The sequence below is a fragment of the Pseudomonas sp. Bc-h genome, from assembly GCF_002080045.1.
Taxonomy (GTDB): domain Bacteria; phylum Pseudomonadota; class Gammaproteobacteria; order Pseudomonadales; family Pseudomonadaceae; genus Aquipseudomonas.
Window position 1 is genome coordinate 281,267 of the sequence record NZ_MUIN01000004.1, and the last position, 23,430, is coordinate 304,696.

Annotated in this window: 20 protein-coding genes; 13 read left to right on the forward strand and 7 right to left on the reverse strand. The window is 59.5% G+C overall.

Annotation, left to right across the window (positions count from 1 at the left end; translation table 11 throughout):
- Positions 1 to 20: 20 nt before the first annotated feature.
- Positions 21 to 533, reverse strand: a complete 513-nt coding sequence (locus BWR59_RS08260; RefSeq protein WP_081565144.1) for a dihydrofolate reductase — start codon at positions 531 to 533, stop codon at positions 21 to 23.
- A gap of 261 nt (positions 534 to 794) precedes the next feature.
- On the opposite strand from BWR59_RS08260, the gene BWR59_RS08265 reads away from it, so the two are divergent.
- Both BWR59_RS08265 and BWR59_RS08270 read left to right on the forward strand, forming a co-directional pair.
- A complete protein-coding gene (locus BWR59_RS08265; protein ID WP_081565145.1) occupies positions 795 to 2,174 on the forward strand; it encodes a DUF2868 domain-containing protein in 1,380 nt (459 codons plus the stop codon).
- Entirely contained in the window at positions 2,167 to 3,552 is a 1,386-nt protein-coding gene (locus tag BWR59_RS08270) for a GTPase/DUF3482 domain-containing protein (protein ID WP_081565146.1), read from the forward strand. The genes BWR59_RS08265 and BWR59_RS08270 overlap by 8 nt, the downstream gene beginning before the upstream one ends.
- 104 nt (positions 3,553 to 3,656) lie before the next feature.
- Here the strand turns inward: BWR59_RS08270 and BWR59_RS08275 are convergent, their stop codons facing one another.
- Positions 3,657 to 4,220 (reverse strand): phosphonate degradation HD-domain oxygenase, encoded by a 564-nt coding sequence (locus tag BWR59_RS08275; protein WP_081565147.1) that lies wholly within the window; start codon positions 4,218 to 4,220, stop codon positions 3,657 to 3,659.
- A gap of 175 nt (positions 4,221 to 4,395) precedes the next feature.
- Between BWR59_RS08275 and BWR59_RS08280 the strand changes: the two genes are divergently transcribed.
- Entirely contained in the window at positions 4,396 to 4,851 is a 456-nt protein-coding gene (locus tag BWR59_RS08280) for a YkgJ family cysteine cluster protein (RefSeq protein ID WP_081565148.1), read from the forward strand.
- A gap of 145 nt (positions 4,852 to 4,996) precedes the next feature.
- On the opposite strand, the gene typA is transcribed toward BWR59_RS08280, so the two are convergent.
- Positions 4,997 to 6,817 (reverse strand): translational GTPase TypA, encoded by a 1,821-nt coding sequence (typA, locus tag BWR59_RS08285; RefSeq protein WP_081565149.1) that lies wholly within the window; start codon positions 6,815 to 6,817, stop codon positions 4,997 to 4,999.
- 139 nt (positions 6,818 to 6,956) lie between these two features.
- Positions 6,957 to 8,411: a tRNA uracil 4-sulfurtransferase ThiI gene (thiI, locus tag BWR59_RS08290; protein ID WP_081565150.1), complete on the reverse strand. Its 1,455-nt coding sequence runs from the start codon at positions 8,409 to 8,411 to the stop codon at positions 6,957 to 6,959.
- 331 nt (positions 8,412 to 8,742) lie between these two features.
- Between thiI and glnA the strand changes: the two genes are divergently transcribed.
- The 6 genes from glnA (at position 8,743) to ntrC (ending at position 15,009) form a co-directional block, all read left to right on the forward strand.
- On the forward strand, positions 8,743 to 10,149 hold the full coding sequence (glnA, locus tag BWR59_RS08300; protein ID WP_081565151.1) for a glutamate--ammonia ligase: 1,407 nt from the start codon (positions 8,743 to 8,745) through the stop codon (positions 10,147 to 10,149).
- 186 nt (positions 10,150 to 10,335) lie between these two features.
- A complete protein-coding gene (locus BWR59_RS08305; protein WP_081565152.1) occupies positions 10,336 to 10,905 on the forward strand; it encodes a chorismate mutase in 570 nt (189 codons plus the stop codon).
- Between the two features lie 122 nt (positions 10,906 to 11,027).
- The gene (locus tag BWR59_RS08310) at positions 11,028 to 11,555 is read left to right on the forward strand and encodes a DUF4124 domain-containing protein (protein ID WP_081565153.1); all 528 of its coding nucleotides are present in this window, start codon (positions 11,028 to 11,030) and stop codon (positions 11,553 to 11,555) included.
- On the forward strand, positions 11,539 to 12,183 hold the full coding sequence (locus BWR59_RS08315) for a DUF4124 domain-containing protein (RefSeq protein ID WP_081565154.1): 645 nt from the start codon (positions 11,539 to 11,541) through the stop codon (positions 12,181 to 12,183). The genes BWR59_RS08310 and BWR59_RS08315 overlap by 17 nt, the downstream gene beginning before the upstream one ends.
- Before the next feature lie 307 nt (positions 12,184 to 12,490).
- Positions 12,491 to 13,576, forward strand: a complete 1,086-nt coding sequence (gene glnL, locus BWR59_RS08320) for a nitrogen regulation protein NR(II) (RefSeq protein WP_081565155.1) — start codon at positions 12,491 to 12,493, stop codon at positions 13,574 to 13,576.
- A complete protein-coding gene (ntrC, locus tag BWR59_RS08325) occupies positions 13,573 to 15,009 on the forward strand; it encodes a nitrogen regulation protein NR(I) (RefSeq protein WP_081565156.1) in 1,437 nt (478 codons plus the stop codon). The genes glnL and ntrC overlap by 4 nt, the downstream gene beginning before the upstream one ends.
- Before the next feature lie 144 nt (positions 15,010 to 15,153).
- Here the strand turns inward: ntrC and mgrA are convergent, their stop codons facing one another.
- Positions 15,154 to 16,191, reverse strand: coding sequence for an L-glyceraldehyde 3-phosphate reductase (gene mgrA / locus BWR59_RS08330; RefSeq protein WP_081565157.1), 1,038 nt, complete (start codon positions 16,189 to 16,191; stop codon positions 15,154 to 15,156).
- A 133-nt stretch (positions 16,192 to 16,324) separates the two neighbouring features.
- On the opposite strand from mgrA, the gene BWR59_RS08335 reads away from it, so the two are divergent.
- On the forward strand, positions 16,325 to 17,170 hold the full coding sequence (locus tag BWR59_RS08335; RefSeq protein WP_081565158.1) for a LysR family transcriptional regulator: 846 nt from the start codon (positions 16,325 to 16,327) through the stop codon (positions 17,168 to 17,170).
- A 78-nt stretch (positions 17,171 to 17,248) separates the two neighbouring features.
- Here BWR59_RS08335 and betT read toward each other — a convergent pair whose 3' ends face one another.
- Positions 17,249 to 19,243, reverse strand: a complete 1,995-nt coding sequence (gene betT, locus BWR59_RS08340) for a choline transporter BetT (protein WP_081565159.1) — start codon at positions 19,241 to 19,243, stop codon at positions 17,249 to 17,251.
- 252 nt (positions 19,244 to 19,495) lie between these two features.
- Positions 19,496 to 20,440: a serine O-acetyltransferase EpsC gene (epsC, locus tag BWR59_RS08345; protein ID WP_143490799.1), complete on the reverse strand. Its 945-nt coding sequence runs from the start codon at positions 20,438 to 20,440 to the stop codon at positions 19,496 to 19,498.
- A gap of 214 nt (positions 20,441 to 20,654) precedes the next feature.
- Between epsC and BWR59_RS08350 the strand changes: the two genes are divergently transcribed.
- The 3 genes from BWR59_RS08350 (at position 20,655) to tcyL (ending at position 23,427) form a co-directional block, all read left to right on the forward strand.
- The gene (locus BWR59_RS08350; protein ID WP_081565161.1) at positions 20,655 to 21,656 is read left to right on the forward strand and encodes a D-cysteine desulfhydrase; all 1,002 of its coding nucleotides are present in this window, start codon (positions 20,655 to 20,657) and stop codon (positions 21,654 to 21,656) included.
- A gap of 308 nt (positions 21,657 to 21,964) precedes the next feature.
- Entirely contained in the window at positions 21,965 to 22,762 is a 798-nt protein-coding gene (gene tcyJ, locus BWR59_RS08355) for a cystine ABC transporter substrate-binding protein (protein ID WP_081565162.1), read from the forward strand.
- Positions 22,759 to 23,427: a cystine ABC transporter permease gene (tcyL, locus tag BWR59_RS08360; protein ID WP_081565163.1), complete on the forward strand. Its 669-nt coding sequence runs from the start codon at positions 22,759 to 22,761 to the stop codon at positions 23,425 to 23,427. Before tcyJ ends, tcyL begins: the two co-directional genes overlap by 4 nt.
- Positions 23,428 to 23,430 lie beyond the last annotated feature (3 nt).

The window sequence follows — 23,430 nt, forward strand, 5'->3', positions numbered from 1 at the left end:
TGGCGCTATGCCAACCAAAGTCAGAGGCGCTCCCAGACCTCGAAGTTGTAGGCAGGCTTGTCGTCCAGTGCCGGGTTTTCCGTGTTGGAGACCAGCGTCCACTGAGCAGGATCGAACTCCGGAAACCACGCATCACCCTCAGGGCTCAGCGCGACTCTTGTCAGATACAAGCGATCAGCCTGCGCCATACCTTGCGCATACAGCTGCGCGCCGCCGATCAGCATGACTTCGCTTACGCCCTGCTCGCTCGCCCATTCTTGCGCGCGCTCCACGGCAGCTTCCAGCGAGGTGAAGACTTCAGCGCCTTCAAGCTGCAGGTTCGCCTGACGACTGACGACGATATTGAGCCGGCCCGGCAGTGGGCGGCCCAACGAATCCCAGGTCTTGCGACCCATGATGATCGGCTTGCCCAGCGTGGTGGCCTTGAAGTACTTGAAATCCCCCGGCAAATGCCAGGGCATGGAATTGTCGACACCGATGACCCGGTTTTCACCCAGGGCGGCAATCAGGCTGAGGGGGAGATGTTTTTTCATGGCGGCGAGGATAGCAGAGGCAACACAGAGATTCGTAGCCTTGGAAGGGCCGCAGCTATCGCTTCGCCTGGAACATTGCCTTCGCGAGCAAGCTCCCTCCCACAGATTTCAGGGGGGTCGAAGAATCTTGCTTCATCGCGACTACCGTGGGAGGGAGCTTGTTCGCGAAGACAGTAGTCCAGGCACTACAGAACCTGTGGCCCTGCGCGATTGCTGCCACAACGGTTATGCTCACTTCTGACTTCAACAACGAGACGCCGCGTGACTGCACTGACCCCACTCGATGAACTTTGGCTGACCGAAGCCGTGCGCCTGCGGGAACAACACGCAGGCCCGCTTGAAGACGACGAAGCCAGCCGCCGAGCCCGCGCCAGTGCGGGTGATCTGCTGACGCGGATCAAGAACCGGGCCCTGTGGCTGGCCGAGCGTGACGGCATGGTTTCGGCCCTGCGCCACTGGAAACAGGGCGCGAAGCTTTCACTGATCGTGCTGGCGATCTTCGCAATTGTAAGCGGGGCCGGACTGGCCTTTGCCGCGCTGGGGGACGGCCAGACCCCGGTCAATGTGTTCTGGGCGCTGGGCAGCCTGCTCGGCCTGAACCTTATTCTGCTTATCAGCTGGTTATCAGGGCTGCTATTCGCCGGGGACAGCGCCGCCAGCCTTGGGCGGCTCTGGTTATGGCTCAGCGAAAAACTCGCCCGCGATGCTCAAGCGGCACAACTCGCACCGGCGCTAATTCTGCTATTACAGCGCAAACGCCTGAATCGCTGGGTGCTCGGTACCTGCGTCAACGGCCTGTGGTTGCTGGCGTTGGTCAGCGCGTTGACCCTGTTGTTACTGCTGATGGCCACCCGGCGTTACGGCTTCGTCTGGGAAACCACCATTCTGGGCAGCGATACATTTGTCAGCCTGACTCAGGGCCTCGGCACACTCCCCTCGCTCCTCGGCTTCAGCGTCCCGACCGAAGACATGATCCGCGCCAGTGGCGACACCGCTCTGGTGATCGAAAACGCTCGGCAGGCCTGGGCTGCCTGGCTGGTCGGCGTGCTCGTCGTCTATGGCATCGCGCCTCGCTTGATACTGACGCTGCTGTGCTACGGCCGATGGCGCGCCGGTCGCAAGCATCTGGCCCTGGATCTAAGCCAGCCCGGTTTCGCCGAATTGCGCGAACGCTTGATGCCCAGCAGCGAACGCCTGGGCGTCAATGACGCAGCCCCTGCGCAATTGCATCAGGTGCAGGCAGGCACTGCAGCTCTCGAAAGTGAAGGCGCGCTGCTGGTGGCCATCGAACTGGACGATCAGCGGCCGTGGCCACCGAAACTGCCGAGAAGCGTCGCCGACGCGGGCATTCTCGACAGCCGCGAATCTCGCCGAACCCTGCTCGACCAACTCACCCGCTACCCGCCTGCGCGGCTGGGCATCGCCTGCGACCCACGCCGCTCGCCTGATCGTGGCAGCCTGGCCTTGATTGCGGAACTGGCTCGCTGTGCAGCCGACACCCGCGTCTGGTTGCTGCCCGCACCAACAGGCCAGGCGCTGGATGACGATCGTCTCGGCGACTGGCACGAGGCATTGCAACAGCTGGAATTGAAATGGACTGACAGCGCGCCGCTGACCTGGCTGGAGACTGGACATGACTGACAAGGATGCGAATCGCCCCCTGAAGCTGGCGGTGGTCGGTCATACCAACGTCGGTAAGACCTCGCTGCTGCGCACCCTCACCCGCGATGTCGGCTTTGGCGAGGTCTCCCATCGCCCCAGCACTACCCGCCATGTGGAAGGCGCGCGGCTTTCCGTCGACGGCGAAGCGTTGCTGGAACTCTACGACACTCCCGGACTGGAAGACGCCATCGCTCTTCTCGATTACTTGGAGCGTCTCGACCGCCCCGGCGAGCGGCTCGATGGTCCGGCCCGATTGGCCCGTTTTCTGGAAGGCAGCGAGGCACGTCAGCGTTTCGAACAAGAGGCCAAGGTAATGCGTCAGTTGCTGGCCTCGGATGCAGGTCTTTACGTGATTGATGCCCGCGAACCTGTTCTCGCCAAGTACCGTGATGAGTTGGCCGTACTCGCCAGTTGTGGCAAACCGTTGCTGCCAGTGCTCAATTTCGTGAGCAGTGCACACCATCGCGAACCGGATTGGCGTGAGGCCCTGGCGCGCCTGGGCCTGCATGCCCTGGTGCGATTCGACAGCGTCGCCCCGCCTGAAGATGGCGAACGGCGACTCTATGAAAGCCTGGCGCTGCTGCTGGAAACATCGCGCGGGCGACTGGAGCGATTGATCGCCGATCAACAGGCGCAACGGGAAGTTCGCCGGTACAGCGCCGCCCGCGTGATCGCAGAATTGCTGCTGGACTGCGCCGCGTGTCGACGCAGTGTCGCGACCAGCTCCGATCAGGTTCCGGGCGCTATAGAAGACCTGCGCAAGGCTGTACGCCAGCGGGAACAACGCTGCGTTGAAGCACTGCTCAAGCTCTATGCGTTCCGGCGTGAAGACGCCTCGGCCAATGACCTGCCTTTGATGGATGGCCGCTGGGGAGACGATTTGTTCAACCCGGAGACTCTCAAGCTATTGGGCGTACGCGTGGGCAGCGGCATTGCAGCCGGGGCTGCGGCCGGCGCGGGCGTGGATCTGCTCGTCGGAGGTATTACGCTGGGCGCCGCGGCGCTGGTCGGTGCGATTGCCGGTGGCGCTCTGCAAACCGCTCGCAGCTATGGCACAAGGTTGCTTGGCAAACTCAAGGGCCAGCGAGAACTGACCGTCGATGATGCGGTGCTGCGCCTGCTGGCTCTGCGTCAGCGCCAACTGCTGATCGCGCTGGAGGCCCGAGGCCACGCAGCGATGGACAGCATCAAGCTGGACGCACCAAAGGACAAGACCTGGCGCGAGGGCAAACTGCCGGACGCCCTGCACAAGGCGCGGGCGCATCCGCAGTGGTCGTCGCTCAATCCCCATTCGAAGCTGAATCAGACCGAGCGGCAGGAGCAGATACAGGCATTGGCGGAAACGATCCTGGTCTAAACGCCGATCCCTGTGAGTTCCCAGAGGTCACGAGGGTCGCGATGGCGATGTGTCAGATAAATCGCTTTCGCGACCGTCGTAACCTCCGGTTGCTCCCACAGGCGTTATGCACCAAGCAGGACTCTTGCCTTCTCTTTCAGCATTTCAAGATCGATCACCGGGACGTTCATCTCTTTCGCCATCTCATCCCACTGACGCATACGCAAACTGATGCTGCACAGCGGATCGCGCTCGAATGCATCGGCTTCAGCCTCGCTCATCACGCCGCCCTGATATTCCAGCGTGCGACGACTCGCTTCACTGAGCCGGGCGTAATAGCCCGGTTGGCGGAGGGTCAGGTAGCGCTTGGCCTGAACGTGATACTCCACCAGCCTGGCAACCCGGTCGCTGAACCCACGCTTGCGCAAGTAGTCGGCGCCAACCCGTTCATGGCTGGCGACCCCATACCCGCCCATGCTCGCCGCGTCCGGATCGCTTTCGCAGATATGACCGATGTCGTGAAAGAACGCCGCCAGCACTACTTCGTCGTCGTACCCTTCTACCAGCGCCAACTGCGCAGACTGCGACATGTGCTCGATCTGCGACACCGGCTCGCCGATGTAATCGTCGTTGCCGCGTTGCACGTACAGACCAAATACTTCGTTGACCACCTGTTCAGCGTGTTGCATTAGCTACCCTCGAATTCGTCGCCGCTTGCCTGTCCGCCCACCCTACCCGGCCTGTATTGCGAAGGCGTGGCAGCGGCGCATCGTGTGCCGATAGTCGCATCGATCATTTTGCGATAGGGGAAACGCGCGCGGCCCGGTATGATCGCGCGCCCGATACACCCGGAAGCACAACGCCATGAAACCCACCTTGATCGCCGCTGCAGAAATCGACCGTCTCGAGACCTGGCAGAAATACTCCAGCCACATGTGCGGAGGCTGCGTTTCCAGCTGCTGCACCTTGCCTGTGGAAGCGAAGATCAAGGACCTGATCCGCATCGGCATCGTCGACGAGTTCGAACAGGGTGACAACCCGAAGAACATCGCCAAGCGGTTGCAGAAGGAAGGAATCGTCGAGCGTTTCAACCAGAAATCCGGGATCTTCACCCTGCAGCGCATGAGCAACAACGATTGCCTTTATCTGGATCGCAAGAGCCGCTTGTGCACGATCTACGACAAACGACCGGATACCTGCCGCAACCACCCGAAGATCGGCCCGCGTCCGGGTTACTGCGCGTACAAGCCCAAGGAAGTCGTGCGTGAAAAGAGCGGCACGTTGAATTCAAACTCCGGCCATGTGCCGTTGAAGTTCTGAGAGCATCGCTCGCAGTTGAGATGATCACCGAGCTTGCGGTCGAGCACCTGCCACAGAGACCGCGCCGCAGTCTTGATTAAAACCCGCGCAAACAAAAACGCCCCCGACCTTTCGACCGGGGGCGTTTTCGTTCAGCCGGGGCTAGTTACACCTTGGCTTTCTTGGCAGCGCGGGTACGCTCGCTTTCGTCGAGGATCTTCTTGCGAAGACGGATCGACTTAGGAGTGACTTCGCACAGCTCGTCTTCCTGGATGTATTCCAGAGCCTGTTCCAGGGTGAAGCGAACAGGTGGAACCAGAGCGATGGTTTCGTCTTTACCGGAAGCACGCATGTTGTCGAGCTTCTTGCCCTTGGTAGGGTTGACGCCCAGGTCGTTGTCACGGCTGTTCTGACCAACGATCTGGCCGTTGTAGATTTCCTGACCGTGTTCAACGAACAGCTTGCCACGCGCTTGCAGGGTTTCCAGCGAGTAGGTCAGTGCCTTACCGGTTTCGACCGAAACCAGTACGCCGTTCTGACGGCCGGACATGTGACCCGACTTGACGGTGTCATAACGGTCGAAGATCGAGGTCAGGATGCCAGCACCGTTGGTCAGGGTCAGGAATTGGTTACGGAAACCGATCAGACCACGAGCAGGGATGTTGTATTCCAGACGAACACGGCCCTTGCCATCCGGCACCATGTTGCTCAGGTCGCCTTTACGCAGACCCATCTCTTCCATGACCTTGCCCTGGGATTCTTCAGGGATGTCGATGGTGACGTTCTCGTACGGTTCTTGCTTGACGCCGTCGACTTCACGAATGATCACTTCAGGACGGCCCAGGGCCAGCTCGAAGCCTTCGCGACGCATGGTTTCGATCAGTACCGAAAGGTGCAGCTCACCACGGCCAGATACCTTGAACTTGTCAGCCGAGTCGCCTTCTTCAACGCGCAGTGCAACGTTGTACAGCAGCTCTTTGTCCAGACGGTCCTTGATGTTACGGGACGTCACGAACTTGCCTTCTTTACCGCAGAATGGCGAGTCGTTGACCTGGAAGGTCATGGAAACGGTTGGCTCGTCAACGGTCAGCGGCTTCATCGCTTCGACGTTCAACGGGTCGCACAGAGTGTCGGAGATGAACAGCTCTTCGAAGCCGCTGATGCAGACGATGTCGCCGGCAGCTGCTTCTTCGACGTCGATGCGGTGCAGGCCGTGGTGACCCATCAGCTTCAGGATACGGCCGTTGCGACGCTTGCCGTCGGCACTGATAGCCACAACCGGGGTGTTCGGCTTGACGCGGCCACGAGCGATACGGCCAACACCGATGACGCCCAGGAAGCTGTTGTAGTCCAGAGCCGAGATCTGCATCTGGAAAGGACCGTCACGGTCGACTTTCGGAGCAGGTACGTGATCCACGACCGCCTGGTACAGCGGGGTCATGTCTTCGGCCATTTCGTTGTGGTCCAGACCCGCGATGCCGTTGATGGCCGAGGCGTAGACGACCTGGAAGTCCAGTTGTTCTTCGGTAGCACCCAGGTTGTCGAACAGGTCGAAGATCTGGTCCAGAACCCAATCAGGACGCGCGCCCGGACGGTCAACCTTGTTGATGACCACGATTGGACGCAGGCCGGCTTCGAAAGCCTTCTTGGTCACGAAACGGGTTTGCGGCATAGGGCCGTCTTGGGCGTCGACCAGCAGCAGAACGGAGTCGACCATCGACATCACGCGCTCTACTTCACCGCCGAAGTCGGCGTGGCCCGGGGTGTCAACGATGTTGATGTGGTAGCCATTCCAGTTGATCGCGGTGTTCTTCGCGAGAATGGTAATACCGCGCTCTTTTTCCTGGTCGTTGGAGTCCATCACGCGTTCGTCGTTGAGCTCGTTACGCTCAAGAGTGCCGGACTGGCGCAGAAGCTTGTCGACGAGGGTAGTTTTACCGTGGTCAACGTGAGCAATGATGGCGATGTTGCGTAGATTTTCGATCACTTGTGTATCTCGATCAGAGGATTCGGTCAGCTGCTTAGTGTAGGCAGCTATGAACGGTAGAGCCGGCTAAAGCCGTTACGGCTGACGACTGGTGTCGGGGGGCCGGTGACGCAAGCCACAGGCAAACAGCCCCGGGCACTTAGCTCGGTCGATAAACGCGCACATTGGCATGCCCCTCACTGAGCAGATGATGAGCATGCAGGCGACTCATGACGCCTTTGTCGCAATAAAGCAGGTACTGGCGCGTGTCATCCAGTGCCTTGAAACGGCTGTTCAGTGCAAAGAACGGCAGCGTTTGTACTTCAACGCCCGACAGTTCCAGCGGACGGTCTTCGGCTTCATCCGGATGACGGATGTCGATAACCACCTGTCCGGCCAGAGCCTGACTGACTTCTTCGACCTGAACGTCCTGGCCCAACTCCTCGATCACGCGATCGATAGGCACCAGACGGGCGTTTTCGAGCGCACGCTCGAGTACCGCCATGTCGAATTCTTTTTCTTCATGCTCGACGCGATGGCGTTTGGCCGCGGTCTTTGGATTGACCGAGATCACACCGCAGTACTCAGGCATGTGCCGGGCAAAATCGCCGGTGCCGATCTGGTCGGCCTGGTCGATAATGTCCTGCTTGTGACTGGCGATCAGCGGGCGCAAGACCAGCTTCTCCGTCACGCAATCGATGACCGACAGGTTGGGCAGCGTCTGGCTGGACACCTGGGAAATCGCTTCGCCGGTGACCAGCGCGTCGATTTCCAGCCTGTCGGCAATATTGGTCGCAGCGCGCAACATCATACGCTTCAATACTACGCCCATATGACTGTTATCGACTTTTCCGAGAATTTCTCCCAGAACTTCCTCGAACGGTACGCTGACGAACAGCACGCGTTGGGAGCTGCCGTACTTCTTCCAGATGAAGTGCGCGACCTCCATGACGCCCAGCTCGTGCGCCCTGCCACCCAGATTGAAGAAGCAGAAGTGGCTCATCAGGCCCCGACGCATGATCTGATAAGCGGCAACGGTGGAGTCGAAACCACCTGACATCAGAACCAGGGTCTGCTCCAGCGAACCCAGCGGATAGCCGCCGATACTGTTGTGCTGGCTGTGGATCACGAACAGGCGCTGGTCGCGAATCTCGATCCGCACCTCGACTTCCGGCGCTTTCAGCGAAATACCGGCCGCGCCGCATTCACGACGCAATTTGCTGCCAACGTACTTCTCGACGTCCATGGAGCTGAAGTCGTGGTGGCCGGCGCGCTTGCAACGCACTGAGAAAATCTTGCCGGGTAGGGCATCGCCGAAGTGCAGTTTGCACTTCTCGTAGATGTCGTCCATATCGCCCAGCGGATATTGATCGACCTGCAGGAAGTGCGCGATGCCGGGCATGCAGCTCAGGCGTTCGGTCATTTCGTGCAGGACGCGCGAATCCTGAACCTTGGTTTCCACCTCGAGGTTGTCCCACACACCATCGACCACCAGCGCCGGGTCCAGATCGCGGAGCACGGTGCGGATGTTTTTGGCCAACTGTTTGATGAAGCGCTTGCGCACAGGTCGGCTTTTGATGGTGATTTCCGGGAAAACTTTAACGATTAGTTTCATGAAAACAGCGCGCTGGGTGCCGGTCGAAAAAGGGGGGCGCGGATTATAGCGGAAATTGCTCAAGGTTTAACCAGTTATCGTATAGCCGATCATCAGCGCACCAAAAAGGGACTGTATACAATCCAAGCGCACCATATCGGTGCGCAGCTTTTCACAAATGCGACGTTTTACGCCCGAAATACCGGCGTTTTCCGCAGAAAACCCAACACAGGGCACTGGCATGCAAATTGCTCCCTTGTGAGGCAGGTTGCCTTGGCCGACTATCGCGCCCGGCATCACCCAAATTAAAGGGCCCACCACTACCCCGCCCTAATCCACCCCGGAGGACAACATGTCGAAGTCGGTTCAACTCATCAAAGATCATGACGTTAAGTGGATTGATCTGCGCTTCACGGACACCAAAGGCACTCAGCACCACGTGACCATGCCAGCTCGCGATGCGCTGGAAGACGATTTCTTCGAAGTCGGCAAAATGTTCGACGGCTCGTCCATCTCCGGCTGGAAAGGCATCGAAGCCTCCGACATGATTCTGCTGCCGGACGACGAAACGGCCGTTCTGGACCCGTTCACCGAAGAACCGACCCTGATCCTGGTTTGCGACATCATCGAACCTTCGACCATGCAAGGTTACGACCGCGACCCACGGGCAATCGCTCACCGCGCCGAGGAATACCTGAAGTCCACGGGTATCGGTGACACCGTATTCGCAGGTCCAGAGCCAGAATTCTTCATCTTCGACGAAGTGAAGTTCAAGTCCGATATCTCCGGCTCCATGTTCAAGATCTTCTCCGAGCAAGGCTCGTGGATGTCTGACGCTGACATCGAAGGCGGCAACAAGGGCCACCGTCCAGGCGTCAAAGGCGGCTACTTCCCGGTTCCTCCGTTCGACCACGACCACGAAATCCGCACCGCGATGTGCAACGCCCTGGAAGAAATGGGTCAGGTCGTAGAAGTTCACCACCACGAAGTGGCAACCGCTGGCCAGAACGAAATCGGCACGCGCTTCAACACTCTGGTTAAAAAGGCTGACGAAGTTCAGACCCTGAAATACGTCGTCCACAACGTTGCCGACGCATACGGCCGTACCGCGACCTTCATGCCTAAGCCTCTGTATGGCGACAACGGCTCGGGTATGCACGTTCACATGTCCATCGCCAAAGATGGCAAGAACACCTTCGCTGGCGAAGGCTATGCCGGCCTGTCCGACACCGCCCTGTACTTCATCGGCGGCATCATCAAGCACGGTAAGGCTCTGAACGGCTTCACCAATCCTTCGACCAACTCCTACAAGCGTCTGGTCCCAGGTTTCGAAGCTCCAGTAATGCTGGCCTACTCGGCTCGCAACCGTTCCGCTTCGATCCGTATTCCTTACGTCTCCAGCCCACGCGGCCGTCGTATCGAAGCTCGCTTCCCGGATCCGGCAGCCAACCCATACCTGGCTTTCGCAGCTCTGCTGATGGCTGGCCTGGACGGTATCCAGAACAAGATCCACCCTGGCGACGCAGCCGACAAAAACCTGTACGACCTGCCACCTGAAGAGGCTGCAGAGATCCCACAAGTTTGCGGCAGCCTGAAAGAAGCTCTGGAAGAGCTGGACAAAGGTCGTGCGTTCCTGACCAAAGGCGGCGTATTCAGCGACGACTTCATCGACGCTTACATCGCTCTGAAATCGGAAGAAGAAATCAAGGTACGTACTTTCGTACACCCACTGGAATACGAGCTGTACTACAGCTGCTGATCCCGGTCGCGCCAGCGAGAGCGGCGTGAATAAAAGAGGCCTCCTTCGGGAGGCCTTTTTTGTGGCTACGAAAAACGAGTGTTTAGCGAATGGTGGTATTTAGTTATCGTTTTTCTAATAGCATTGACTAGATACTCCACCACTCCCACTGCTCTCCAGTGCCGTTATCAATAATAAGGATGTCCAATGCCCCGGCCCCTCTGGCTCATGCTCTCGATCGCCCCGCTCATGGCGGGCTGCCTCAACTCACCTACCCCTCAAACGGCCCCCGATGCCGTGGAGTCGCTGGTTGCAGTGATCGAGCAGAGGCTGGACATTGCAAACGACGTTGCCGTGAGCAAGTGGTACAGCGGCAAGCCTGTGCAGGACAGTGAGCGCGAGCGCCAGGTGATCCTCAATGCCGAGTCCCAAGCCCAGGCATTCAACCTGAACAGGGACGACGTCCACGCGTTCATGACCGCACAGATGGAAGCCAACAAGGTGGTGCAGTACGCGCGGATAGCCCAGTGGCACGAGAGCGGCCAGGCTCCCCAACCCCCCGCTACCAGCCTGACGCAGGGCATTCGCACCCGTCTGGATACGCTGCAACCGGATTTGATGCACAAGTACGCAGCGTTCCTGCCTTATCGCAGCAAGAGTGAATGCCAAAGCTGGTTGCAGTCGACGACCAGACGCAAGGCCGCAGACGCTGTCATGCTCAGCGCCTTGCAGCGTGCAACCGACGGCCTGTGCAAAACGGAGCAAAAGTCTGATTGATGCCGTGGGAGCGCGGATGAGACTACCGGTCCGGTTTTGCTCTATGCTGCCCCCTGTGCCTGGCGCTACTGCAGTAGCGCGATGCAAGCTGTCGTTCTCCTGACCGCGGTACTGGAGTTTTCATGCGTCAAAGCCTTGCCTTCGTGCTGCTGTTGCTTGCCTTGCCCGCAGTCGCGCAGATCTACAAATACACCGACGCCAATGGCAACACGGCGTACAGCAACCAGCCGCCCAATGGCACCAAGGCTGAACCAGTCGACCTGCCACCGCTCAATAGCGTTGACACCGTCGCGCCGCCCCCCGCCCCACCGAGCGCGTCTCAAAATCAGAGTCAGACGCAGCAAAATACTGCGGCCTATCAGGTCCTGGAGCTGACTGACCTTCCTCAAGGTGAAGCGCTGCGCGCCAATAACGGGACGTTCACCGTTGGCGTGGCGATCCAGCCGCGCCTGCAGGCTGGCCACCTGCTGCAGCTGATCGTGGACGGGACGCCCTATGGTCAGCCGACCAATGTTCCGCGCCTTCAGGCAGTGGATCTGGATCGGGGCGAACACAGCCTAGCCGTGCAGGTGCTGCAAGGCGCGCAATCCATCCAGCAGAGCCAGACCACCACACTGACAGTGCAGCGAGTCCATGTCGGCAAGCCCTGAATCCAAGTGGCTGCGCGGCGTGCTGATGTGCCTGCTGATGCTTGTCGGCCACTCGGCCATCGCTGAGGTCTACACCTACATCGATGCCGAAGGTAATCGGGCATTTACCGACCAGCCCCGGCGCAACGCGAAGAAGGTCGAGATCGCGCCCAGCAATCAGATCAAGTCCGCGCCCAGAAAGCCGACTCAGGCACACAGCGCCAAGCCAACACCCGGCCCGCTGTTCCGTTATCAGTTGTTGCGCATTCTTGCCCCGGAACCTGACACCACCATTCGCGATAGCGAGGGCAACCTGATCGTCACCGTCACCAACGAGCCCGCGCTGCAACCGGGACACACCTATCGGTTGCTGCTGGAAGGCAAGGTTTATGGGGAAGCCGGCCGCAGCCCGGTATTCCCGATGACCAACATCGATCGCGGCACCCATCAACTCTCGATCGAGATCATTGACGAGTTTGGCCGGGTAGCAGAACGCACACCCAACCAGCCGTTCCACATGATGCGTATTTCGCTTGCGCAGAAACGTCTCGCGCAACCGTGCAAGACCGAAGATTACGGCGTGCGCCCGGAGTGCCCGCTCAAGGACAAGCCACCTGAAGAAGAAAGCAGCATTCTGCCGTTTTTCTGATGACGCACGTTTCAGCGACTAAGCTCCACATTGGTGCACAACCTGAACGAACGTGTCGATTTAAATCCCATTTTGGTTCACGAATCGCGCGAGGCTGCGCTCTCTTCGGGCTGGCTGTCCAAAAAAAGTCCGAAATGCCTCGAACAGCGCTTCTTTTCGGAGCCTTGGTTTGGTTCTTGCATTTTCTAACAAATAAGCAATGGACAGCCATCGCGTCAGCGGTCTTCCAGTGCTGGCCAAGACCAACCAGAGCCTGCACTTTCGGGCCCGCCCAAGTGCAATGAGCCAAAAGAGGTCGACGAGATTCATGACAATCAGCGATACGTTGCACCGACTGTTACTCGACAACCTGACCACTGCCACGATTCTGCTCAAATCGGACTTGCGCCTGGAGTACATGAATCCGGCAGCGGAGATGCTGCTGGCGATCAGCGGCCAGCGCAGCCATGGGCAATTCATCAGCGAGCTGTTCACTGAGTCCGCCGAGGCCCTGAGCTCGCTGCGCCAGGCCGTAGAGCAAGCTCACCCGTTCACCAAGCGCGAAGCGATGCTGACGGCACTGACCGGGCAGACATTGACCGTCGACTACGCGGTAACGCCGATTCTGTCCCAAGGCGAGACGATGTTACTGCTGGAGGTCCATCCCCGTGATCGCCTGCTGCGTATCACCAAGGAAGAGGCTCAGCTCTCCAAACAGGAAACCACCAAGATGCTGGTGCGTGGCCTGGCCCATGAAATAAAGAATCCGCTGGGCGGAATTCGTGGGGCCGCTCAACTGCTGGCCCGCGAACTTCCGGAAGAAAGCCTCAAGGACTACACCAACGTTATCATCGAAGAAGCCGACCGCCTGCGTAATCTGGTGGATCGGATGCTGGGCTCGAACAAGCTGCCCTCTCTGGCAATGACCAACGTTCACGAAGTATTGGAGCGTGTCTGCAGCCTTGTGGAAGCCGAAAGCCAGGGCTGCATCACTTTGGTGCGCGATTACGACCCTAGCATTCCCGACGTCCTGATCGACCGTGATCAGATGGTTCAGGCCGTGCTCAATATCGTGCGCAATGCGATGCAGGCCATCAGCGGTCAGAACGAACTGCGTCTGGGGCGCATCAGCCTGCGCACCCGTGCCATGCGCCAGTTCACGATCGGCCATGTGCGCCATCGTCTGGTGAGCAAGATCGAGATCATCGACAACGGCCCGGGCATTGCTCCGGAGCTTCAGGAAACCATTTTCTACCCAATGGTCAGCGGCCGCCCGGACGGTACCGGGCTGGGCCTTGCCATCACCCAGAACATCATCAGTCAGCACCAGGGGCTGATCGAGTGTGACAGCCATCCTGGCCACACAACATTCTCGATCTTCTTGCCGCTGGAACAAGGAGCAGCTTCGACATGAGCCGTAGTGAAACTGTCTGGATCGTCGATGACGACCGTTCCATCCGCTGGGTACTGGAAAAGGCCTTGCAGCAAGAAGGCATGACCACACAGAGCTTCGACAGCGCAGATGGCGTGATGAGCCGTCTGGCGCGTCAGCAACCGGATGTGATCATTTCCGACATTCGCATGCCGGGCGCCAGTGGTCTGGACCTGTTGGCGCGCATCCGCGAACAGCATCCGCGCCTGCCGGTCATCATCATGACCGCCCACTCGGACCTGGACAGTGCCGTGGCCTCGTATCAAGGCGGCGCCTTCGAATACCTGCCCAAGCCATTCGACGTCGACGAAGCGGTTTCGCTGGTCAAGCGCGCCAATCAGCACGCCCAGGAACAACAGGGCATGGACGTTGCGCCAACCCTGACCCGTACTCCGGAAATCATTGGCGAAGCGCCGGCGATGCAGGAAGTGTTTCGCGCCATCGGGCGTCTGAGCCATTCCAACATCACCGTGCTGATCAACGGCGAATCGGGTACCGGTAAAGAACTGGTCGCTCACGCCTTGCATCGCCACAGCCCGCGCTCGGCCTCGCCGTTCATCGCGTTGAACATGGCGGCGATTCCAAAAGACCTGATGGAATCCGAACTCTTTGGCCACGAAAAAGGCGCGTTCACCGGTGCGGCCAACCTGCGTCGCGGTCGTTTCGAACAAGCCGACGGCGGTACGCTGTTCCTCGATGAAATCGGCGACATGCCTGCCGACACCCAGACGCGTCTGTTGCGCGTACTGGCCGACGGCGAGTTTTACCGCGTTGGCGGTCATGTGCCGGTGAAAGTCGACGTACGCATCATCGCGGCGACCCACCAGAATCTCGAAACCCTGGTTCAGGCAGGCAAATTCCGTGAAGACTTGTTCCACCGTCTGAACGTGATCCGCATTCACATTCCACGCCTGTCGGACCGTCGCGAAGACATTCCGACGCTGGCCAAGCACTTCCTCAGCCGCGCCGCGCAAGAACTGGCCGTGGAGCCGAAACTGCTGAAGGCCGAGACCGAGGAATACCTCAAGCATCTGCCTTGGCCGGGCAACGTTCGTCAGCTGGAAAACACCTGCCGCTGGATCACGGTCATGGCCTCGGGTCGTGAGGTGCACATCAGCGACCTGCCGCCTGAGCTGTTAAGCCTGCCGCAGGACGCGACACCGGTCACCAACTGGGAGCAGGCGTTGCGTCAGTGGGCTGATCAGGCTCTGGCTCGCGGCCAGTCCAGCCTGCTGGACAGCGCGGTGCCGACCTTCGAACGCATCATGATCGAAACCGCCTTGAAGCATACCGCTGGTCGTCGTCGCGACGCCGCCGTGCTGCTGGGCTGGGGTCGTAACACCTTGACCCGCAAGATCAAGGAGTTGGGCATGAAGATCGATGGCGGGGATGACGATGAAGGGGATGAGGGCTGATCAGGTTTATCTGACTTCCCATTGATCTGTGGGGGCTGCAGAAATGTAGAGGGGGGCGAATGCGGTGTGTCAGATAGACCGCATTCGCCACCGTCGTAACCTCCGGCAGCTCCCACCGGATCGGCGCTATGCCCGGATTACGGGTTATTCAGCCGACGACGGTTTCTCCCACAGATTGATCCCGCCTTCCACTGCAAAACGGTCGATTTCGGCCAGTTCTTCCTTGCTGAACTCAGGGTTATCCAGCGCAGCGACGTTCTCGATGATCTGCTCCGGACGGCTTGCACCGATCAGCGCCGAGCTAACCCGTGGATCACGCAGCGTCCAGGCCAACGCCATCTGCGCCAGACTCTGACCCCGCCGCTTGGCGATTTCGTTCAATGCGCGCACGTGCTCGATGTTCTCCTCGGACAAGTGCGAAGCCTGGAGCGAGCCGCCGCCCGGACGATTGACCCGCGCATCTTTCGGAATGCCATTGAGGTATTTGTCCGACAACAACCCCTGTGCCAGCGCGGTGAAAGCAATCACGCCTGAACCCAGTTCTTCGGTGGTTTCCAGCAGATCCTTTTCGACCCAGCGGTTGAGCATGTTGTAGGCGGGCTGGTGGATCAGCAACGGGACTTTCCACTCCTTCAGCAAGCCCGCGATTTCGCGGGTTTTCGGACCCGAATACGACGAGATACCGATGTACAGGGCCTTGCCCTGCTGGACTGCAGTCGCCAGTGCGCCAGCGGTTTCTTCAAGCGGGGTGTCGGGGTCGAAGCGGTGTGAATAGAAAATATCCACATAGTCCAGGCCCATGCGTTGCAGGCTCTGATCGAGACTGGCGAGCACATATTTGCGCGAACCTCCGCCCTGCCCGTAGGGGCCCGGCCACATGTCCCAACCGGCCTTGGTGGAAATGATCAGTTCGTCGCGGTATTGCTTGAAGTCCTCGCGCAGCAGACGCCCGAAGTTGACTTCGGCGCTGCCGTAGGGCGGGCCGTAGTTGTTCGCCAGGTCAAAGTGGTTGATACCCAGATCGAATGCCGTGCGCAGCATCGCGCGCTGGGTGTCCATCGGAGTGCTGTCACCGAAGTTGTGCCACAAGCCCATCGACAACGCCGGCAACACCAAACCGCTGCGGCCTACGCGGCGATACGGAACACGTTCATAACGGTTTTCAGCTGCGATGTAGGTCATGCAATCCTCTCTTGTTCTCTGAATGCCAAAGGAGCAATAAGAAGCGCCAATGGATAAGCGGTAAAGCGAGTATATTCAGCGCTCTCGACGCTCGAAAAATGCTTTATTCCTCTCGCTGATATCGGTTTCTGATATGGATATTCGTCAACTCAACGCATTCATCGCCGTTTTCGAGGAGCGCAACATCACCTCCGCGGCCCAGCGTCTGTTCACCAGCCAGCCCACGCTTTCGGTCACTATCCGCCAGCTTGAAGACAGCTTGGGCACGACGTTGTTCCAGCGCCTGCCACGCGGGGTTGAGGTGACCGACGATGCCCGCACGCTTTATCCACAGGCACGACGACTACTGGCCGAAGCGCAGGCGCTGAGCATCCAGTTCCGTCAACGCAACGACCGGCTTTCTCTGGAGCTGGGCGTAGAGGGCGAGATTGCCGCGAGCCATCTGGAGGCATTTTTGACCCTGGCTTACCGCGTCGTGCCCAACCTGCTGTTGACCTTGCAGGATGGTTGCAGCGGTGATGCGCGCCTGTCCGTTGAGGAAGATTGCTGCGAGGACGAGTTGTTCCTGCCGCTGTGGGAGGAGCAACTCGTGCTGGCGCTTGCCGCCAGCCATCCATTGGCTGATCGAGCTAATCTCGACGAAGCCGACCTTGCCAACGTGCAGTGGATTACCTGCCCTTCCCACCCCTCTCACCAGCGCCTGATGGAGTTGTACAACCGAAGCTCCGGCTCGGTGGTGGCAACGGCTGGGTCAATGACTTTGGCATTGCGCCTGGTTGCTGCCGGTGCGGGGGTGGCGATGCTGCCACAGTCCATGGTCGATCATCACGCAGGCGTCACCAGCCGCCCGGCGCGCACGCCCAACCTCATTCGCAGGGTTGGGCTGTGTTATTCCGCCCAGGCGCTGGATACGCCCGCGCTGCGATTGCTGCATGGGCATTTGCAGGACACTCCAGCCCTCGAAGCCACGGCGCTGTAGCAGTCCGGCTTGCCGGCGAATTTGCAGATGCCACCCGTCGGCAAGCCGTGCTGCTACAGCACAGAACTCCTCCAACCCTCAGCGCACCAGATGCAAGAACTGCATGTGCCGCTCGTACTGATCGAGGATGTCGTTGATCACCTGCTCCTTGGTGTACCCAACCAGATCGTAATCCTGACTTCCCTCGCTCAAGTGGACTTCAGCGCGGTAATAGCGGCGGTTGTTCAGCTGTTTGGAGCCCATGCCTGCCCTTGCGAAAGAGGGGGTGAAGTAGCCCCGCATGGCCACCTGATAGATGAACGGGCGCTCTTCGCCGTGGCCGATTTCCAGGCTGACCGTGTGGTTCGTCGGGTCAGGTTGAGTGACCACACTCAGACCCTTCTCGACGAACACCGCTGTCACCTCTTCGATTGCCGGGCGCACGGTCTGATCCAGGAAGCGGTACACCTCGTCGCGCGAAGGGAAATGCACGGCCTGGCTCAGACGTTGACGCCAGCCCCCACGCCGCGATCCGGAGACCGGCGCCAGCGAATAAAGCTGAGCGATCTGCCGCTGGGACTCCATGTGAAACGCCTTGTGAAGGCCCCACATCATGGTCAGCAGGATCAGCGAGAACGGCAGCGAAGTCAGCACCACTGCGGATTTCAGCGCATCGATGCTGCCGGAAAACAGCAGCCCGCTGGTGATCAGCGCGGTCATCACGCCCCAGAACACCCGCAGCCATTTCGGGCCGTCTTCATCAGGACTGCCGCCCTTGGCCGAGAGCGTGGACAGCACCACAGTCCCCGAATCCGCCGAGGTGACGAAGAACACAAAGCTGATGAACACCGTGACGGCGATGACGGTTTTGCTCCACGGATAGTTCTGCAGCATCAGGTACAACGCCATGGAAGGATCGTCGATAGCCGCCTGACCCAGCGCTGTCATGCCGTGGTTCAGTACCTGGTCGATGGCACTGTTGCCGAAGATCGACATCCACGCCAGGGTGAAGCCCAACGGAATCAGCAACACGCCACAGACGAACTCGCGGATGGTGCGGCCTCGGGAAATGCGCGCGATGAACAAACCCACGAACGGCGACCAGGCAATCCACCAGGCCCAATAGAACACAGTCCAGCCGCCCAGCCAGTCACTAGGGCTGTTATAGGCGTATACGTCGAAGCTTTTGGTGGGCAGCGCACCAAGGTAATCGCCGATGTTCTGCACCAGCGTATTGAGCAGATGCTGAGTGGGTCCTGCAAACAACACGAACAGCAGCAACGCGCAGGCCAGCAGCATGTTGATGTCGGACATCACGCGCACGCCCTTATCGACGCCTGCCACGGCCACCAGAATTGCGGCGCCCATCATCAGGATGATCAGGCCGACCTGAATCCATTGGGTATGCGGGACATTGAACAGGTAATCCAGCCCAGAATTCAGGTGCAGCACCCCAAAACCCATGTCGGCGCCGAGGCCGAAAATCGTGGCGATGATGCCGAACCCGTCGACGGCGTAACCGATAGGGCCATTGATGCGTTTGCCGATCAGCGGATACAACGCCGAACGTAGCGCCAGCGGCAGGTTGTGGCGGTACGCGAAGTAGGCCAGCGCCATGCCGACGAAAGCGAACACGCCCCAACCGTGCAGGCCCCAGTGCAGAAACAGTAGCTGCATGGCCTGGCGCGCCGCTTCGGTGGTGCCGGCCTCGCCTTGTGGCGGTTGCATCAGGTGAGTCAATGGCTCCGAGACGCAGAAGAAGAACAGCGTGATGCTGATCCCGGCGGCGAACAACATGCCGGCCCATGACAGATAACTGAACTCGGGTTCGTCGTGATCGGCGCCGAGCTTGATCTTCCCGTACCCGGAAATCGCAGTGACCACCACGAACAACAGGTAGAGGGTCATGGCGAGCATGTAGTACCAGCCCACAGTATTCGCTGCCCAGTTCTGCGCGGCGAGTAGCCAGTGGCCCGAGGCTTCAGGGAAGCTGATGACGACCAGTCCGAAAATCAGGATGAAGCTGGCGGCAAAGTAAAAAACGGGGCCATTCATGCGCACGGGCGCGCTGTTTTGCGCGCTTGGAACACTCATGGGCGAACCGCCTGACAGGCGGAGAAAACGTTCATGCAAGGCAGATACGGCAAGGGTAGGCCTCCTGATGTGAGGGCAGCGAACCACCGGTTTAACTTGATTGAACGTTCAATTAAAACACGAATACGAGGCGAAGGACTAATCGGCGGCCTCTGGACGCTAGTTCACATGTAGGCAGATCGCACGGATGCAGGGCCCGGCTAAGCGGGCCTGGAGAGGCTCGGATCAGATGAAAACAGAGCCGGCCAAATCCTACTTCTGCGACCCATCGTCATGCTGCAAATTCGCCTGATTGACGTTGCTGCCCGGTGGCACACCACGGGTGAGCCACACGTTACCGCCGATGGTCGAGCCCTGACCGATGGTAATACGCCCCAGAATGGTCGCACCGGCGTAGATCACCACATCGTTCTCGACGATCGGGTGACGAGCGTGGCCTTTCTGCAGCTGCCCGTCTTCATCTGCCGGGAAACGTTTTGCGCCCAGCGTCACGGCCTGGTAGATGCGCACTCGCTCGCCAATGATCGCCGTCTCGCCGATCACCACGCCGGTCCCGTGATCGATGAAGAAGCTCGGGCCGATCTGCGCGCCGGGGTGAATGTCGATACCGGTGGCCGAATGCGCCAGCTCGGAGCTGATGCGCGCCAGCAGTGGCAGGCCGTTGTTGTAGAGGTGATGGGCAAGGCGGTGGTGGATGATCGCGAGAATCCCGGGATAGCACAGCAACACTTCGTCGACACTGCGCGCTGCCGGGTCGCCGTGGTAGGCAGCCAACACGTCGGTATCGAGGACTCGGCGGATCTGCGGCAAGGCGCTGGCGAAATCCTGGATCAGCCGTTCGGCGTGGACATCGGCACAGCTGGCGTCCTCGCCGCGCTGACGAGCCACGTAGCGCAATTCCAGCCTCGCCTGGGCCAGCAAGGAGTTCAGCGCAACATCCAGGGTGTGGCCGACGTAAAAGTCTTCGCTTTCTTCACGCAGGTCCACAGGCCCCAGCCGCATCGGAAACAATGCACCGCCGAGCGCTTCGAGAATGTCTCGCAGCGCTTCGCGGGAAGGCAGTTCACGGCCGCCCTTCTCACCGCTGACGCGACCATTACGGGTGCGCCAGTCATCACGTGCGGCGCGCAACTCGCTCACGATTCGCTGCAATTGCCAGTGGCCGGTCACGCCCTCGGCGCAGGCTTCCTGGGACAGTTCGGGAATAGTGCTCACGCAGGTTTCTCCTCAATTCAACGGCTCGTCAGGCTGGACACACCGAATGAGGAATCACTCTACGGCAAACATTTGTGGCAAAAAAATAACAATTTTCGTGAGGCTATAACCCGAAGCGTGCGGGAAACGGTCGGGTTGCCCTGCAGGAATCGTCTGCCTATAGTCCAGCGACTCACTTCAAGACGCCCAAATCACCATGATCAAACAACAGCTGGACCGTTTTAATCGCCTGCAACTCTTGGGCGCTCCGACCCCACTGGAGAAACTGGAACGCCTGTCGGCCTGGGCCGGTCGCGACATTTACGTCAAACGCGACGACATCACGCCCTTGGCCATGGGCGGCAATAAACTGCGCAAACTCGAATACCTCGCGGCGGATGCTCTGGCGCAAGGTGCCGACACGCTGATCACCGCGGGCGCGATCCAGTCCAACCACGTTCGGCAGACTGCCGCATTGGCCGCCAGACTGGGCTTGGGCTGTGTCGCGCTGCTGGAAAACCCCATCGCCACCGAAGACCGCAATTACCTGGGCAATGGCAACCGGCTGCTGTTGGACCTGTTCGATGCGAAGGTCGAACTGGTGGAGAACCTGGACAACGCCGACGAGCAGCTGCAAGCCCTCGCCGCCCGCCTGAGCAACAGCGGCAAGAAGCCGTATCTGGTGCCGATTGGTGGCTCCAGCCCCGTGGGTGCATTGGGTTATGTGCGTGCGGGCTTTGAACTGGCCGAGCAGATTCAGCAAAGCGGCGTGGAATTCGCGGCCGTGGTGCTGGCTTCCGGTAGCGCTGGCACTCACAGCGGACTCGCGCTCGCACTGGCCGAAGCGCTGCCGCAACTGCCAGTGATCGGAGTGACCGTATCGCGCCCTGAAGAAACCCAGGCACCGAAGGTTCAAGGTTTGGCCGAGCGCACTCTCGAACTGCTGGGTGAACCCATGCCCACGGCGTTCAAAGTGCAATTGTGGGATGAGTACTATGGCCCTCGTTATGGCGAGCCGAATGCGGGCACGTTGTCGGCGATCAAACTGGTGGCCAGCCAGGAAGGTCTGCTGCTGGATCCGGTATACACCGGCAAGGCCATGGCGGGGTTGCTGGACGGTATCGGCCGGCAGCGTTTCGATGACGGCCCGATCATCTTCCTGCACACCGGCGGGGCTCCCGCGTTGTTTGCTTATCCTGATGTTTTTTCAGGGCCGTGATCCTGGTCGGCGCTGGTCCGCAAAACCTGTAGGAGTCGCCGGAGCTCACAGAAGGAGCGGCGTACCCCAGCCTATCGGTTTCACTGGAAGGCTGCGGTGCGAATGAGGCAATCTCCTATATGCCCAACACAAATAAGCGATTCGTTTTTAATTATTTTTAATCCTAAACAACTGCTTTTATGATCGCCGCCAGCCACCGCATCAAAACCCGGCAGAGCACTGAAAAAGCTGGATAAACGCGCGTTGCCACAGTAGCTTCGTCAGGTCATGACGCTTGCCTGACATTCCAATTAAAACAGGGGACTCACATGAACATGTCTGCAATCCGCCGCACCTTCCTGCTGTCGGCATTCAGCCTGGTGCTGGGCACCGGTCTGGTGACCCAGGCCGTCGCTGGCGGGCAACTGGATACCATCAAAAAGAACGGCACCCTCAACGTCGGTCTGGAAGGCACTTACCCGCCATTCAGCTTCGTCGGCGCAGACGGCAAGCTGACCGGTTTCGAAGTCGAGTTGTCCGAAGCCCTGGCCAAGGAGCTGGGCGTCAAGGTCAAGCTGTCGGCCACTCCATGGGCCGGCATTCTAGCGGCACTGGAATCCAAGCGTCTGGACATCGTCGTCAACCAGGTGACCATCTCCGACGAGCGCAAGAAGAAGTACGATTTCACCGAACCGTACACCGTGTCGGGTATCCAGGCGCTGGTGAAGAAAGAAAACGCCGGCAAATTCCCTGAGCCTAAAGATCTGGACGGCAAGAAAGTTGGCGTCGGTCTGGGCACCAACTATGAAGAATGGCTGAAAACCAACGTACCGGGCGCCGTCGTCAAAACCTACGACGATGATCCGACCAAATACGCAGACCTGCGCGTTGGCCGCATCGACGCCATTCTGGTGGATCGTCTGGCTGCGCTGGATCTGATCACCAAAACCAAGGACAACCTGGCCGTTTCCGGCCCGGCGTTCTCCCGTCAGGAAGCCGGTATCGCCCTGCGCAAAGGCGAGCCTGAGCTGCTGGACGCGCTCAACAAGGCTCTGGAAAAACTGCGCGCCGATGGCACGCTGACCAAGCTGTCGCAGAAGTACTTCCAGGCTGACGTGACCAAATGATTGGAGAGAAACTGCAGCTCGCGCTGGATTCCGCGCCCTTCCTGCTTCAGGGCGTGTACTACACCGTGGGCCTCAGCCTCGGAGCGATGTTTTTCGGATTGGTGCTGGGCTTCGGCCTGGCACTGATGCGTCTGTCGAAGGTAAAGATCGTCAGCGTTATCGCCAGGGTCTACGTGTCGTTCTTTCGGGGCACTCCGCTCCTGGTTCAGCTGTTCATGATCTATTACGGACTGCCTGATTTCGGCATCGAACTCGATGCCATCAGCGCTGCGCTGATCGGCCTGTCATTGAATATGGCGGCCTACGCGTGCGAAATCCTGCGAGCGGCCATTGGCGCCGTGGACAAAGGCCAGTGGGAAGCCGCTGCCAGTATCGGCATGACCCGCGCGCAGACCATGCGCCGGGCGATCCTGCCCCAGGCTGCGCGCACCGCGTTGCCGCCGTTGGGCAACAGCTTCATTTCGTTGGTCAAGGACACCGCCATGGCCGCCACCATTCAGGTGCCGGAAGTCTTCCGTCAGGCGCAGTTGATCTCCTCGAGAACGCTGGAAATTTTCACCATGTATTTCACCGTCGCGGTGATCTACTGGGTGCTGTGCAGTGTATTGGCTCACTTCCAGAACCGTCTGGAAGCACGCGCCAACCGCCACGATGTGGAGTCCTGATGC